13 protein-coding genes are annotated in these 15,238 nt (G+C 49.9%); all 13 read right to left on the bottom strand.

Annotated features, from left to right (window positions below; genetic code table 11):
• Positions 1-559 precede the first annotated feature (559 nt).
• Positions 560-1,342: an aldose epimerase family protein gene (locus tag DWY25_RS03810; protein ID WP_117893877.1), complete on the bottom strand. Its 783-nt coding sequence runs from the start codon at positions 1,340-1,342 to the stop codon at positions 560-562.
• Positions 1,339-1,809, bottom strand: coding sequence for a PTS sugar transporter subunit IIA (locus DWY25_RS03815; RefSeq protein WP_006057493.1), 471 nt, complete (start codon positions 1,807-1,809; stop codon positions 1,339-1,341). The genes DWY25_RS03810 and DWY25_RS03815 overlap by 4 nt, the downstream gene beginning before the upstream one ends.
• A 3-nt stretch (positions 1,810-1,812) precedes the next feature.
• Complete coding sequence (locus DWY25_RS03820) at positions 1,813-3,762, bottom strand: BglG family transcription antiterminator (RefSeq protein WP_181981678.1); 1,950 nt, start codon at positions 3,760-3,762, stop codon at positions 1,813-1,815.
• 46 nt (positions 3,763-3,808) lie between these two features.
• Positions 3,809-4,672, bottom strand: coding sequence for a ketose-bisphosphate aldolase (locus DWY25_RS03825; RefSeq protein ID WP_117893883.1), 864 nt, complete (start codon positions 4,670-4,672; stop codon positions 3,809-3,811).
• Between the two features lies 1 nt (position 4,673).
• Positions 4,674-5,765 carry a PTS fructose transporter subunit IIC gene (locus tag DWY25_RS03830; protein WP_117893886.1) on the bottom strand — a complete coding sequence of 364 codons (1,092 nt, stop codon included), beginning with the start codon at positions 5,763-5,765 and terminating at the stop codon, positions 4,674-4,676.
• 10 nt (positions 5,766-5,775) lie between these two features.
• Complete coding sequence (locus tag DWY25_RS03835) at positions 5,776-6,090, bottom strand: PTS fructose transporter subunit IIB (RefSeq protein ID WP_117893889.1); 315 nt, start codon at positions 6,088-6,090, stop codon at positions 5,776-5,778.
• Positions 6,091-6,106: 16 nt separating this feature from the next.
• Positions 6,107-7,162: a transaldolase family protein gene (locus DWY25_RS03840; protein WP_117893892.1), complete on the bottom strand. Its 1,056-nt coding sequence runs from the start codon at positions 7,160-7,162 to the stop codon at positions 6,107-6,109.
• Positions 7,159-8,271, bottom strand: a complete 1,113-nt coding sequence (locus tag DWY25_RS03845; protein ID WP_117893895.1) for an iron-containing alcohol dehydrogenase family protein — start codon at positions 8,269-8,271, stop codon at positions 7,159-7,161. The genes DWY25_RS03840 and DWY25_RS03845 overlap by 4 nt, the downstream gene beginning before the upstream one ends.
• Complete coding sequence (locus tag DWY25_RS03850) at positions 8,264-9,346, bottom strand: class I mannose-6-phosphate isomerase (RefSeq protein WP_117893898.1); 1,083 nt, start codon at positions 9,344-9,346, stop codon at positions 8,264-8,266. Before DWY25_RS03850 ends, DWY25_RS03845 begins: the two co-directional genes overlap by 8 nt.
• A gap of 295 nt (positions 9,347-9,641) precedes the next feature.
• Complete coding sequence (locus DWY25_RS03855) at positions 9,642-11,390, bottom strand: alpha-amylase family glycosyl hydrolase (RefSeq protein WP_117893901.1); 1,749 nt, start codon at positions 11,388-11,390, stop codon at positions 9,642-9,644.
• Positions 11,391-11,392: 2 nt separating this feature from the next.
• The gene (locus tag DWY25_RS03860; protein ID WP_117893904.1) at positions 11,393-12,358 is read right to left on the bottom strand and encodes a carbohydrate kinase family protein; all 966 of its coding nucleotides are present in this window, start codon (positions 12,356-12,358) and stop codon (positions 11,393-11,395) included.
• A gap of 181 nt (positions 12,359-12,539) precedes the next feature.
• Entirely contained in the window at positions 12,540-13,814 is a 1,275-nt protein-coding gene (locus tag DWY25_RS03865) for a hypothetical protein (protein WP_147336652.1), read from the bottom strand.
• A gap of 321 nt (positions 13,815-14,135) precedes the next feature.
• A protein-coding gene (gene prfB, locus DWY25_RS03870; protein WP_117893910.1) for a peptide chain release factor 2 occupies positions 14,136-15,237 on the bottom strand; the annotation gives its coding sequence in 2 pieces (ribosomal slippage) (positions 14,136-15,164 and positions 15,166-15,237; 1,101 coding nt in all).
• Position 15,238: the final 1 nt, after the last annotated feature.

The raw sequence follows: 15,238 nt of genomic DNA on the forward strand, positions 1-15,238 counted from the left end.
CAGAAGAGATTCAGCTTGCCGTAGAACTGCGAAAGTGTATTCTAAAATTAAGGGCAAGATTATGCCTTCAGGCTGCCATAAATTTTTCAATAAGACTCTTACAATCGCACAGTTCACTCATGGAATTTTTGAATGGATTGAGTCTACAACTTTTAGATTTTTAAGAATATGAAAAAAGACAATTGCATCAGTTTACAACTGTCTTTGTGATTGCTCAGGAGACTCTTTCAGTAGTTTCTAATAACCTCTTTTCATTCTTAAACTAGAAAAGAGGTTATCTTTAAAATAAGTTTCATTTAGACTTCGATGATCAGCCACAGAAATTCGTAAGCCTTCAGGCCCAAGCTCTCCTGACTGCCGCAGATCCGCTGGCCGGTCAACAGTTCCCGCCTTGTTCCTCTTTATTAAATAAGGAAGTAAGCGAGCAGTATTGCGGTGATTCCGTAAAGTTGAACAAAAACAACAGCTAACGCTATTCGGTGACACGAACGAATGCGAACTCTGCATCAAAGTTTATTTTTACCTTACCGACCAGTTTTTTCTTTCAGCTATCCGGGGTTCACAATTTCTGGGTCACCGTGATTTTCCATTCAGTTTCCACGCTTTCGCCTGAGGGCAGATTCAACATCTGAATATTCCTGTTGATCGCGTTCTGTTCGCCGGTCCACGGTTCAACAACCAGAAAGGTATCCGGCTTTCCGCTCCACAAGAACAGATTCCGAAATCCAATTAAGTTTTCCAGCCGGTATGAAAACTCCCCATCCTGCCAGCAAAACACTGAACAATCCCGAAGCAGTACGCCGCTGCCGGTGATCCTCCGAAACTGTTCTTCAGTGAACGAACAAGTCTCGCCGTCTACTTCAAAAGTCAAAGCCCGCAGATCAGAAATTCGGAAAAACGGATGGAACCCCAGATCGCAGGGCATCACTTCCTTCGATTGGTTCGTTATTTGCGTATGATACACCAGCGATCCAGCATCCGCTGAAAGCCGGGATTGCAGCCGAAAAGAAAAGGGAAAGGTCTGATTTGTTTCCGGCGTATCCGAACATTCAAAGACAGCTGTTCTTTCATCCTGAGCCTTGACCTGCCATGGCAAGGAATGGACAACGCCATGAATCCCAGCCGGATAACGCTTATCATGAATCACCAGTTCACCGTTTTCCGGCATTCCCACATAAGGAAATAAAACTGGACATCCGCATCGCGGCCGCTGACCGCTCTTTAGATTCTCCTGATCAAGATAAATATGATTTACGCCGCCCAGGATGAGTTCGGTAATGACATTCCCTCGTTCAGGATTAAGAGAAACCGTCAGCACCTCAGACTTTAAGGTAACGTTCATGCGCTTTCCCCGCACATTAACGATACAATTTCCTGCGGCTGCCCGCTGTCCTTAATCTGATTCAGCAGATCGTCATCAGCGATCCGCGCCGCCACCTTTGACAGCAGCCGCATGTGATTCTTGGCAAAATCTTTGTCCGAACTGACGCAAAACAGGAAAATAAGATCCACTTTTTGATTATCTAACGATTCCCAGGCAATCGCCTGTTTCAGCTTAGCGATCGCAATGCCGATCCGGGTTACACTTTTACTTTTGCCATGCGGAATCGCAACGCCGTTGCCTATGCCAGTAATTCCCTCCGCTTCCCGCAGATAAATATCCTCCATAAACTGATCGACATCCGCAATATAACCGTTAGCCAGCAGCATCCCGCTCATTTTCCGCAGCGCTTCTTCTTTATCCTTAACGTCCAGGGCAGTGGTTATTACCCGTTCGTCCAATACTTCTTTTAAATTCAATTCCATCATCCATTACCTCATTAAATATCGATATAACTCATTTTGATCCATTTCCATTAACTTCTCGACGTCATAATCCGTATCAATCAGCTTTAAAAATCCTTGATAGAAAGCCTGCGTCCGTTTCGATTCGTAGGCATTGTTAATTCGCAGCGCCAACATGAATACCAATCGTACCTCATCCGTACTGTTCCAGGCCAGCGGTTCTTTTAAGACGGCGATCACCACCTTGGATTCATTAACATACGTCTGAAAGCCATGCGGGATCGCAACTCCGTTGCCGATATAGGTCGACACCGTCTTTTCCCGATCCAGCACAGTTTTAATATAATGCTCCGTCACATAACCGCCGGCATTCAGCACCTGATTCATGCGCTGAAGCAGCTCTTCTTTATCGCTAACCATCGGATGAATTAAAATCAGTTTGGGATCGAACAGATTGTGGCAGCGCGGATCAAATTTCCGCTGATCCATCAGCTGCTGGGTGCGGATGATCTCGATTTTCTGTTTCAATTCTTCTACCCCAGTATTGCTTAATAGCGATTTAATCTGCACAACTTTTTCCTGATCAAAATCAAGCTTGGAGGTCGTCACGATCAGATCGTATTTGCCGACGACGTCGATTTTCACTTCGTGATAGCTGAAAATAGCGATTTCATCAATCTTCGGGATCGACATCCGGATCTTGTTGCAGAACATCTGATTCAATCCCATGCCCAGCTCGGTTACCAGTGCAATTTTCAACGGCCGCATCCGCCGTTCCAGCGACGTCTGAATATACAAAGTGATGTAGCTTAATTCCGTCGATGTGATTTTAATATCGTAATATTCCTCAAACAGCGCGCTCAGCGCCCAGGAAACGCGGTAGGTCTGCTTGTATTCCTGCTGGATAAAGTTTGTCAGCTCCTTCGTCGAATGTTTCTCAAATTTCATTCGGAAAATCGCCGGCCGGATATGATTCAGCAGTCCGTAATACAATTCATTATCATCCATCAGATCGACATTCATAATATCGCTGATGACCGAAATAATTTTATGCACAAACTGTTTCAGCTTCTTATCATAGCTTGTCAGTTCTTCCTTGGCCGGGATTTCCTGCGTGTGAATCATCTTGCTGCAAAGCAGCTGAATCGCAAAATACTTCACTTCGCTTTCCGGAATGTTAACATAAAACTTCTTATTGATAATCCGGAAGATTGACTGCGCTAAATTGTACTCATTGTATTTAACGACGATTTCTTCTTCCGATTCGCTTAAATGCAGAACACTGAAGTCGGAGCGGGTGATCGCCAGCGCGGCATATAATAATATACTTTTATATGATTCCTCGGCAAATGTGAAATTCCACTCCTTTTCGATATCCGCGATGCACGATTTCAGAAGTTCCAGGTTAATGCCTTTGGCAAACTGCTGAATGGACTGTTCTACGGAATGAATCGGATCGTTGATGACCAGATGCTTGATCGCCAGACGTTTATTTTCTTCACTTCCCTGCAGCGATATGCCGTAATTTCGTTTAATTGAAAGCTGAATATTGAACAAACTCAGCCACTGCGCACAGGTTTCCAAATGCCGGGAACACACCGGCACCGACTGATAAACCATTTCGCTCAAACGGGTCACAGTAATCCGCTCAACATTGCTGGAAAGCAAGACCCGCAGGTAGACATACAGCAGCTCTTCGCCGGCCGTGATGTCGATATACTCATAATTGCTGAACAGCTCCGCGATTTTCTGGGCGTTTTGCGGATCATAGATCAAGCGGATACCCTTCCGCGGTTTCTTTTCTATTGAACCAAGATGGGCCTGGACCAGCATTTCGTTCATTTCATCCACTTTCTTCCGGATAACCGTTTCCGAAACATTCAGCATTTTTGATAAAGAAAGAGCAGAAAGAAAGTCGTCATTTTTCATCAATGCTGAAGACAATTGATTCAAAATCAATTCGTTTTTTCTGCTCATATCATCCCTCCCCATCCTTTAATTCATCTGTGTATCATCCGCTGACTTACTTATAAAATTTGGCTTTTCCCACGGAATTGAATAATTCCATTTTGGTTCTGACGCAGGTTCGGGTCTTACCGATCGCGGCGTTGAAAACTTTGGGCGGCATAAATGCTCCGGTTTCCGTGATCACCCGCTGAACCTCGTCAAAGAAAACCTTCTTGATGTCGCTGGAAATATTCACCTTCGCGATACCAATCTGACACGCTTGACGGATTTCATCATCCGGATTATCGCTGCCGCCGTGCAGAACCAGCGGCACCGGCGTAATCTTGGCGATTTCCCGAAGCAGATCCAGCTGCAGGTGCGGCACAAATCCCCGCGGATAAATTCCATGGGCAGTGCCGATCGCGATGGCCAGCGCATCCGCCCCCGTCGCTTCAATAAACCGCACGACATCCTCGGGATTTGTGTAAGTAATATGATCCACACCGCCCTCGTCGCTGGTGCTCATTTTGCCGATCGTACCGATTTCTCCTTCCACCGAAACCCCGGCGGCATGAGCCATCTCCACGACCTTAGAGGTCAGTGCGGCATTCTCCTCAAACGCTGCTTCACTGCCGTCAATCATCACTGAGGTAAAGCCTGCCCGAACTGCCCGGACGCAGTCGTCAAACGTTTTCCCATGATCCAGATGCAGAACAAATGGAACGCTGCTGGCCTCCAAGCGTTTGACAACATAGGTATAGAAATATTCCGTCGCAAAGTTAAACTCGCCGACCGCCGCCTGGATGATGGCGGGTGCCTGAGCTGCCTCCGCTTCCTCCACAACCGCTCTGACCAACGACAGCTCTGAACAGTTGAAGGCGCCGACTGCAAAGTGCTGATCCGCCGCAGTTTGCAGCATCTCTTTCAAATTCAGCAGCACGTCAGTCAACCTCTACGATATTCAGATCATCCAGCTCGCTGTCCGCGACCTCGAATCCGATATCGTCAAATTCTTCATCCGCTTCGGTAACTGGCTTTTTAATAATTGCCAGAATCACGCCAGTGATCACGCTGCCGATCGCCAGCGCCAGAAGCGCCATCATCGGCTCGTTGAAGAACGGAAAGGCCAGGAAGCCGCCGTTTGGCAGTTCGGAATAAATGTCCCAGATCATCGTCAGCCCACCGGCCACAAAGGAACCGGTGACGCACGCAAACACAACCCGGACCAGATCGCGCGCGGCGATCGGAATCACACCTTCGGTAATCATGACGCAGCCCATCGGCACCGCGGATTTCAAGGTTTCCTTTTCCGCCTTGGTATATTTATTTTTAGCGATCAGGGCTGAAATTGCAATCCCGAACGGCGGGATCATGCTTGCCAAAATTTGGCAGACCTTCGGATAGCCATTGCCGTCCGCCAGCATCGCGTTGCAGAAAGCCGAAGCAACCTTGTTGACCGGACCGCCGAAATCAAAGGCAGATAAAGCACCGACGATTCCGCCGTACAAGAACTTCGAGCCGCCGGAGAGCTGAGTTAAGAAATTAGTTAACGTCTGCTGAAGCAAGACGATCGGATAACCCAGCACGCCGAACATCAGGACGGCGGCAATTGCTGTGGCTAAGAATGGAATAACAATAATCGGCATAATTCCCTGTAAGGTCTTCGGCAGCTTGATGTATTTGCGAATCAGGACAACCAGATAGCCGACGACCAGACCGCCGATCATGCCGCCGATAAAGCCTGCCTGGATTTCAATCGAAACCATACCGATGACAAAGCCGCTGGCTAAAGCTGCGCGGCCGGCAACACCGTAAGCGATGTATGCGCACAGCACCGGCACCATCATCGACATGCCCAGCTGCCCTGTCCGGTACAGCCAATAGGCCGCACCGGCACTGGCTGCGTTGGTCAGATCCGCACCGATAAAGGCCCGGCCGATCCCCATACACAAACCGCTCGCGACGATGACTGGAATCATGTAACTGATGCCGGTCAGGATGTAGCTTTTGATTTCCCTAAATTTCTGTTTCATATACCCTCCATTAATTTTTCGAAATGTACTTTTCGACTTTCTGAATAAAAGCAATCGGATTGCGAATCAGCGTGCCGGTATCAATTTTTACGACTTTCTTCCCCTTGAAGCGTTCCATACCGGTAATCGCGATGTCAATCGCCAGGATGACAACATCCGCCGCTTTAATGTCCGCCGGATCTAATTCATTTTCCACACCAATTGTTCCCTGTGTTTCGCAATGGATCGTATGACCGCGCAGCTCGGAAGCTTTGATCAGCTTTTCCCGGGCGATGTAGGTATGGGCAATGCCTGCCGTGCAGGCGGCGACGCCAACAATTTTCATCAGTTCTCCCTCCTTTCTATTTCACTTTATAACCGCGGATAAGCCGGACCAAATCGTCATAACCGTCTAAGAACTGACGCATGGTCTTCGTAAACGCGCCGTAATGCTCGAAGTCTTCCGGACGCTGACCTTGTTCGTCATACGCCTTGCGGAATTCCTCCAGCGTTTCCAGTTGTCTGATGGTCGCTTCGTCAACCTGAAATTCATGGTGATCCTCGACCGGAAAATCAGAATGATTGATCCGCAGCTGCCAGTCATGCGGAATCGTCAGGATAACCGGATCACCGATAAAGCAGTGCCAGGAATAAGGATTACGGAAGGCAGCGATCATCAGCTTTGTCCGATAACCTCGCTGTACATAAAGCTTCAGCGCTTTTTTCACAATTGCAACACCGGCCCATTCCAGCGCTTCCGGCGGAAATAGCAGCTTTTGGTCAGCAACCTGTTTTTTCAGATGATCGTCAACGCGGCCGGCCATGATCGTACAGACCGGATGCATCGCTGAAATATCCAGCCCTTCCGCCTCCCGCCGCCGTAAGCCCCGTTCCACCGCTTCGGCTGTTGCCAGCGCCTGCGCTACCGTGAAGGACACTGTGGCATTGATACTGATGCCGCGATAGGTTAATTCTTCATAAGCCGCGATCCCGGCTGCCGAGGCCGGAGCTTTAATCTGCGAATTTTCGCAGACCGCTGCCAGTTCCTCCCCATGCCGGATCATCAATTCCGCATTAGTATAATATTTTGCATTCGTCTGGAACGAAATCCGGCCGCGCTGTCCCCGTGTTCTTTCAAATTCCGGTTTTAGCAGCAGGCTGGCCTTTTGCCCCATCGCTTTAATCATCATCCATGCCAGATCATCCTCGGTTGCTTCCGGATGTCGGAGAATCAGTTCCTCAATCATCGGCTCCCACTGGGAAAGTTCTTTTTTCAGAACATTGCCGACGATGACGGGATTGGTTGTGGCCCCGCACGCGCCGTTGTCCAGCGCATACTGTAATTCCGCGCAGGAACAGGAATCATTCCAGATTTCGGTCTGCGGAAAGTTCAAAGTGGTTTCTAATAGTTTATTCATGACAAAATCCCCTCCAATAATGTGCAGATCAATTTTGAATCCACGGGCTTGGGACCGAGCAGCGCAATCTTTTCCTGCAGAGTCTCCGCAGCGATCTGCGGCAGATCCGCAGCCGTGATTCCGTGCTGTGAAAGTTTGACCGGCAGCTGGACAGCGTGCATCAGCGTCTCCACCGCCACCGCCAGATCCTCCGGCGTTTTCATTCCCAGTTGGTTTGCCAGCGTCTGCATTTTCAGCAGATCCTGACCATAATAGCGGATAAATGACGGCAGCAGCATCGCACACGCTAAACCATGGGGAATTTTAAACTTCGAGGTCAGCGGGAAGCTGACGGCGTGCAGAATGGTGGTGCGCGTCTGGGCGAAAGCCAGGCCGGCTTCCAGACTGGCCTGCAGCATTTCATCCCGGGCTTCAGCGTCCGTACCGTTTTCCACTGCCGCTTCGAGATACGTCAATACCCGGCGCATCGCCTGGACTGCCAGCAGATCGCTGATCGGCTGAGCCTGAATATTCCAATACGCTTCGATCGCATGGCAGAATGTGTCCATACCGCAGGAAGCAGTCACTGCCGGCGGCAGAGAATGCGTTAACCGGGAATCGAGCAGCGCCGTGTCCGCAAACAACAAATCGTTGACAAACGGTGATTTGGTATGCGCCGCATAATCGGAAATAACGGAAACATTCGTGACTTCGCTGCCGGTGCCGGCTGTCGTCGGGATACAGATTGTCCTGATCTTTGCTTTCTTTTGGAATCCTTCCTTTTTAATGACTTCGGCCGGCTTCGCTTCTTTGATCGCCGCACTCAGAAACTTTGCGATGTCCAGCGTACTGCCGCCGCCGACCCCGATCACCGTCGTTGCGTCAAAGGCCTGAATTTCCCGCAATGCCTGGTTAATGGAATCAAAATCGGGATTTGATTGAAAAGCAGTGAAATAGCGGATTTCCTGCTCTGCCAAAATGGTGTCCATCCGTGTTTTCAATGGACTTTCGTAAAGAAAGCGATCCATAACAATAAAAATCCGGCTCCCCTCAATCTCCTGAGTGATCTGATCAAGCGTATCCTGTCCGAAAATAATTTTCATCGGTGCCTGAAATGTATAGTTATTCATGGCTGATTTTCCCCGGAAGGCCCAATACGGCTTTCGCTGTTCCTTTTTCAGCTCTGAGGGTCAACGTCCCCAACGCCGCAGGAAGCAGACAGCCCCAACCTTGCTTCAGTTTATATTGTTCCCCATCGCACTCCAGAATCAGATCGCCGTCAACGGGAATGAGTACCCGGTGGCCGTCGAAGGCCGGCAGCCGCAATTCCGGCTGGATCGTCAGGATTTTCATGCCGAAAGCGTCAGTGTTTCGTTCATCAATCGCGGTTGTGATCACAGAGTTTCCTTGATAAAGCGGATCGCGCTGTTCCATGACGCAGGTCTTTCGAATCTCTGCTTCGTCATATACGGTGTAGTCGAAAAGTTTCAGTCCTTCCTCCTGATCTAAGCCGTTGTACATCTCGCTGGCTGACAAATCCACCCCATTGATGTGTTTTTCCACCCGGATCGTGATGTCGCTGCACTCGTGGATTTCCAAGAAGATGCAGCCCGGACCTACGGCGTGCGGCATGCCGGCCGGAATAAGAATGACGTCGCCGGTTTTTACATCGATCTTATGCAAACCCTCCAGCATCGCTTCTATGTTTTGAGATTCCACCCACTTTTTCCACAGGGCCGGCGTTACATGCGGCTTAAAGCCGGCATAGACGCAGGGAGCACCCCCGTCTTCCGTTCTCGTTCTAGCAATATACCACGCTTCCGCCTTGCCATGACGCTCATGAAAACGGAAAGCATCTTTTTTCTGGGGATGGCACTGCATGACCAGCCGGACGATGGTATCCCCGGCCCGGGCCAGCACGGAGAGCTGGTTCGGATTTGATTCTTGATAAGCGCGGCCTAAAATTCCCTCTGGGTCCTGACGGATAATTTCAGCTAAGGACTTTCCGTCCAGCGTCCGGCTGACGGCGTAGTCCTTGGGTTTGCCGTCGGCGATCGCGCCGATCGACGTCACTAACAGTTCTTCACATTGATGATTATCTTCCGCCTCCGGCATTCCCCGCCAGGCATTCAGCAATTTTCCGCCGATGTAGGAGCGGGTAATTCGATTATGATCGAAGATGATGGGTCTGTGACTCCATTCCATTTCTTTACATCCTCCTTTATGCTTTCATTGTAAACGAAGGGAATACTGGAATATCGAAGGATAAAAAAATATTAATCTCGTTTTTATTTGATTATTCAAAATCTGACATTCCCGCTTAAACCGTATTCAAAATCACTTTATATCTTCGCTTAAATCCATGAAGAATGATTACCTTTAAACTGTGCAGCCACAGATTTGAAATCGGGAACGCTTTTTGTACAATGAGGAGCAGGCAGAAAAAAACCTCTTTTCAATCTTAAGCAAGAAAAGAGGTTATCTTTAAAATAAGTTTCATTTAGGCTTCGACGATCAGCCACAGAAATTCGTAAGCCTTCAGGCCCAAGCTCTCCTGACTGCCGCAGATCCGCCGGCCGGTCAACAGTTCCCGCGCTTGTTCCTCTTTATTAAATAAGGAAGTAAGCGAGCAGTATTGCGGCGATTCCGTAAAATTGAATAGAAACAACAGACGATGCTGACCGACGGCACGAACGAACGCAAACACTGCGTCGTTGCCGACATCCGCAACCTGTTCCTGACCTTCGTTCCAATCCGGATCCGCCGACCGGACTTGAAGCATCGTTTTCAGACTTTGGAAAATCCGATATTCCACCGTCAGCGGCTGATAGCGCCGCTGCGCTTGATCGTCCAGAAAAACCGGTCTTTGCAGCCAGCGGCGGTCGCCTTCCTTCTTTGGATCCAGCCGGAAGCTGGCGTCATTGAGCGCGCCAAGTTCATCCCCATCCTGAAGCAGCGGCATTCCCCGCAAAGCCAGGCTCAATCCCTGCACAAGTAAAATCCGCCGGCAGCTGTTTTCCAGCTCATAGGGTTCATGGCCGTCCAAAGCCCGGCCGCAGCCAGCCCAGCTGGCCAGTGTCCCATAACATCGTCCACTTTCCCGGTCGCTTTCCCCTTCGGCAAAACTGCCCAGCGCCTGTCCCGTATAAAAATCCATCAGAAACTGCCGGTGACAGTCTGGATCCCAGCCCCGCATCCGCGCCGCTTCCGCATTAAAATTCCAAACTACCCCCTGATCCGCGCCCAGCGGATGAACCGCGATCGCTGACGAATTCAAGGCATGGAAAACAAGATCGCCCTGCAGCATTTTCGTATCGCGGGTTGCCAGGGAATTCCAGCCGTTGATCATCGACGCGGCATCGATCAACCCGGTGGCGGCTGGCGCTCGCTGAGAGAGAATCTGTAAATCCTTCGCCCCGGCTTCGCTGTGGCCCAATACAAGAACTTCCGGACATACCAGCTTCCCGGCCGCCGCAAAGAGCGCAAACAAATCCGGCACCTGCGGATACAACCGCTGAGCTTTGCATTCCTTCCACATCGAATCCAGATGTTTCAGCTCAACCGCATCCGCACCTGAACTGACAAGCTCACAGAAACGCTCCAACATGAGCGCAAGCACTTGCGGATTTTTATAGTCGAGCAGCCATCCGCCAGTTTGCGGATGACAATACACATATTGTTGAATTTCCTCCAGCCACAGGAAGTCGCCGTTTTCTTTCTCCTTGGAAAAGGGACTGAACAACGACGCCAGCTTCGGGTCGGAAATCATCCAGTAGCGCTGCTGCATCGCGCTGTTGCCCTGGATTGCTTCGAGCGCCCAGGGATCCTCTGCCGGCGTGCTGGCAACATCCAAATCCACGCCGACCGCCAGTCCCTCCTTATGCCACAGACCGATCCTTTGCCGAAGCGTTTGCCGCAGGGATTCCGTGTAAGGATAAGGCACGTCGCTGAACAACACCCAGCCCACGCCCAGCTCCTTCAGCTCCTGCGCCCGCGCATGAACCTGCGCCGGGGTCTGTGCGTCTGAATAAACAAGCCGCATCCCCGCCGGTTCCTGCTTAAACCACGGCGTCTGCCGATCCGTTCGCTGTAAATTTAAAGTTCGCTTCTGCGCTTGTTCATCCAACAGCGCCAGCAGCGCGTCAAAGTCTTCTTCCCGGACGTGAAACGGCTGATAGACGCGGAAGTAGGCCGCCTCCATGTCCGCTTTCAAAGGCTGAAGCCGCCGTAAAAATTCGCTGCCGCCCATGTCTAACTCTCCGATTGCGAATCAAGCAGAGCCTGCGCTTCTTCCGTCGTGACTAACGACGGCATTCCGCCTTTCCGGGTCACCGACAGCGCCCCTGACGCATTAGCCAGCCGCAGCATTTGATAGACATCGTCGCCGTTAAGCTGTTCCAGCGTTTTTCCTGATTTTAAGAAGCTGGCCAGGAAACAGCCTAAGAATCCATCGCCCGCCCCCGTCGTATCGACGACTGAAACCGGGAAGGTCGGAGCGTTAATGTAATAGCCGTGGATCAGCGCATGACTGCCTTTTTCCCCTTCCGTGATTAAAATCAGCGGCGTTTTGTATTTCTTCGCGAGCTGCCGCGCGCCTTCTTCCAACGTTTCGCAGCCCGTCAAAAAAATCAATTCGTCTTCCGCAACCTTGAGGATATCGCAGAATTGCAGCCCATGCCGGATCTCATGCCGGGCTTCTTCCTCGCTGTTCCACAGCGGCATCCGCAGATTCGGGTCAAACGACAGAATCTTGCCTTTCTGCTGCGCATATTTGACCAATTCAAACGTTGTGATCCGCGCCGGATTGTGCGTCATCGACACAGACCCGTAATGGAACAGATCGCACTCGTCAATCGCGCGCAGATTCACCGCCTGACTTTCGATCATCGTGTCCGCGCCGGGATTGCGGTAAAAACAGAACGATCGTTCTCCCTTTTCGTCCAGCTGGACGAAGGCCAACGTCGTCTTGTAGCGGGAATTCACGATCATGTATTCTGTATCAACCCCCTGATTGCGGAGCTTTTCCTGTAAAAACTGACCGAAGATATCGTCGCCGACCTCGCCGACAAAGCAAGCCTCAACGCCATGCTTCACCGCTGCTGCCGCTAAATTCGCCGGCGCTCCGCCGGGATTACGTTCAAATATGATATTTCCGTTTTCGCTGACGCCTACCGGAGTAAAATCGATCAATGTTTCGCCAAATGAACATATTTTCATCTTAAGTGCCTCCTGCCTAAGATTGGAATCCTTCTTATCTTATTCTAACACGAACCCAACTTTTCCCAAACACTAATCGCAAGCGTTTTCATTCGTTTTTTTCTGAATTAAACCATGATTTTTGCTTCCGGTAACAAAAAGAAAAGGATTCCTGATGAGAAATCCCTTTCAGGCATAAATATCAAGCTGCAGAACCTTTGACAACCTCATCGCCGACGCCGATCCGGATTTTATCCGGCCGCTGCAGCTGATCGTCCGTCAGCACGACAGTCAAACAAATCTTGATCTTTTCATTGGGAGCTAATGTTTTGCTTTCAAGAAAATCATTCCCCATTGGAATCCAGACACCACCGCCTGCTGACTCTGCGCCGTCCTGCCAAGTAATCCCCAACCGATCTTCTATCGCAACGGTTTCTAAGCTTAAATTTTCATAGGTTCCTTCGACAACATAAAGTTGTTTTCCCGGATCGGCATAGAGATACATATAATCAACCGATGTATTAGGTGGATTCAGCCGTTTAACCGTACTGATCTTCTCAATTGTCAATCGATCCTTTGAATCTTCAATGATGTCGCCTTCCCGGTATGACAAATAATGATCGATCTCGTCCCCCAGGGTATAATCCAAGCCGAAACAATAACCGTTAACCGCCAGTTTCAAACGGCCAGAGTATTCCGCATCGGCATTAAAATCAATAGCCATTCTCAGAACCTTCTCCTCGCCGGGTTCAAAAGAGGAATAAGGCCGCATCTCTTTGTCATTTTCCTCTACAAGCAAATCCCGTGAAAAAGAAGAAGATGGACAATCAAATATTACATTAAACAGCTTGTCATTCAGGTTGTAATTTTCACCGTTCTTCACCTTCAGCCGCAAATTAACAACCTGATCTCCCTCTTCCCAATACCATTTATTATCACTGCGGTACATGATAACATCCTGTGAGGTTTTTATTTCTTCCACGCTTACCTCAACTTCCCCAGCACTCATCCATTCTCCCACTTTGAGTTCGCCAGCTTCATTCAATAAAGTAGATTGAGATTCCGGTATCTGCATCACAAGAGCCGCTTGTTTTCCCTTTTCATTGAGGTAATTCAAGCTCATAAATTCCGGATTTCGTGTTTTCTTAACTAAAGCCCACCCGCGCGCACTTTCATTTTCGGAAAGCGGTTCTATTGCTTTTAACCATTCGCCTGCGGGAATGGCCAGCGTTTCTAATTCCTCTGTTTCTTCCTCAGCTGTTTCTTGATAAGCCGCCTGCCAAATTTCTGTAATGTCTAACGTTTCTTGACCTTGAAGTTGATTGAGCTGCACTTCAAACTGAACCGCGCCGATGGTTTCCGCACCGACGTACATCCCATAATTCTGCAACGTTTTTATTTGCAGCGGATTAAGATAGCCCGTCAGCCTCACGCTCGCTTCATACGTCGTTCCGTCGCTCAGTTTTCCTGCGATCACCGCCGCTTCCCCCGGCTTGGTCGGTTCTGCCTTCTGGCTGCATCCGCTCACTAGGGTCAGCGCCAGCAGCGCGGCTAAAATTGTTCGTAAGCCCTTCATGATTTTTCCTCCCTGGCTTTCTTCTTTAATCTCATTATAGCATTTCCTGATTTTTTAGGAATACTCGAAAATGCCTGAAGTGACAGAATGAACGAAACCCGGACAACCAAGGCAGAAGTAAGGATTATTGAAACAAATAGAAACTTGTCAGCGGGGCTGAAAATCAGCGGTAAAGATACAAAAAAACAAGCGCTCTCCGACTTCGGAAAACGCCTGCTTGTTTTACTGAATCTGACTTTTCAGGTAGCTGAAGATGAACCCGTCCAGATCGCCGTCCATGACGTTCTGTACGCTGCCCATTTCATAGCCTGTGCGGTGGTCCTTGACCATCGTATACGGACAGAAGACATACGAGCGGATCTGCGATCCCCATTCGATGTTTTTCTGTTCGCCGCGGATGGCAGCCAGCTTGGCTTCCTGTTCCTCGATCATGCGCTGATACAGCTTTGATTTCAACATGTTCATGCAGCGCTCGCGGTTCTGGATCTGGCTGCGCTCCGTCTGGCAGGAAACGACGATGCCGGTCGGCTTATGCGTCATCCGCACAGCGCTGTCGGTCTTGTTGATATGCTGGCCGCCGGCGCCGCTGGCCCGCATCGTGACGACGTCGAGGTCTTTCTCGTCGATCGTGATTTCAATTTCATCGGAAAACTGCGGCATGACGTCCAGCGAGGCAAACGAGGTATGCCGGCGTCCGGAGGAATCAAACGGGGAAATCCGCACCAGCCGGTGCACCCCCTTCTCTGCCTTCAGATAGCCATAGGCCATGTCGCCTTCGATCAGGATACTGGCGGACTTAATGCCCGCTTCTTCGCCCTCCTGATAGTCCAGCAGCGTAACCTTGTAGCCCTTCCGTTCCGCCCAGCGGCAGTACATCCGGTAAAGCATGCTCGCCCAGTCCTGGCTTTCCGTTCCGCCCGCGCCCGGATGCAGCTCCAGGATCGCGTTGTTTTTGTCATACGGATGGGAAAGCAGCACCATCACCTCGAAATCCTCGAACTGATTCAGCGTGTCCTGATATTCCATATCCAGCAGCTCTTTCAGTTCTTCATCGAAATTCTGGTTCAGCTCGTCAACGGTTTCCTGCAGCGAAGCCAGCGCCTGTTCCATCTGATGGTACTTCGCTTCCAGCTCTTTCATCCCATTGCACTGACGGATCACGTTCTGGGCTGCTTTCGGATCATCCCAGAAATGCTCCTCGTTCATCTTTGCTTCCAGTCCTTCAATTTGTTTTTGCTTCGCAGCTAAGTCAAAGAGAGTCGCCTAACTGCTTTAACTTCGTTACCGAAGCGGTTAGGCCTTGTCGGATCTCATACAATTCCATA

The organism is Holdemania filiformis (genome assembly GCF_003459085.1).
GTDB lineage: Bacteria > Bacillota_I > Bacilli_A > Erysipelotrichales > Erysipelotrichaceae > Holdemania > Holdemania filiformis.

Coding starts and splice junctions, on each gene's coding strand:
- DWY25_RS03810 (WP_117893877.1), bottom strand. CDS start 1,342: ATGAACGTTACCTTAAAGTCTGAGGTGCTGACGGTTTCTCTTAATCCT.
- DWY25_RS03815 (WP_006057493.1), bottom strand. CDS start 1,809: ATGATGGAATTGAATTTAAAAGAAGTATTGGACGAACGGGTAATAACC.
- DWY25_RS03820 (WP_181981678.1), bottom strand. CDS start 3,762: ATGAGCAGAAAAAACGAATTGATTTTGAATCAATTGTCTTCAGCATTG.
- DWY25_RS03830 (WP_117893886.1), bottom strand. CDS start 5,765: ATGAAACAGAAATTTAGGGAAATCAAAAGCTACATCCTGACCGGCATC.
- DWY25_RS03835 (WP_117893889.1), bottom strand. CDS start 6,090: ATGAAAATTGTTGGCGTCGCCGCCTGCACGGCAGGCATTGCCCATACC.
- DWY25_RS03840 (WP_117893892.1), bottom strand. CDS start 7,162: ATGAATAAACTATTAGAAACCACTTTGAACTTTCCGCAGACCGAAATC.
- DWY25_RS03845 (WP_117893895.1), bottom strand. CDS start 8,271: ATGAATAACTATACATTTCAGGCACCGATGAAAATTATTTTCGGACAG.
- DWY25_RS03850 (WP_117893898.1), bottom strand. CDS start 9,346: ATGGAATGGAGTCACAGACCCATCATCTTCGATCATAATCGAATTACC.
- DWY25_RS03855 (WP_117893901.1), bottom strand. CDS start 11,390: ATGGGCGGCAGCGAATTTTTACGGCGGCTTCAGCCTTTGAAAGCGGAC.
- DWY25_RS03860 (WP_117893904.1), bottom strand. CDS start 12,358: ATGAAAATATGTTCATTTGGCGAAACATTGATCGATTTTACTCCGGTA.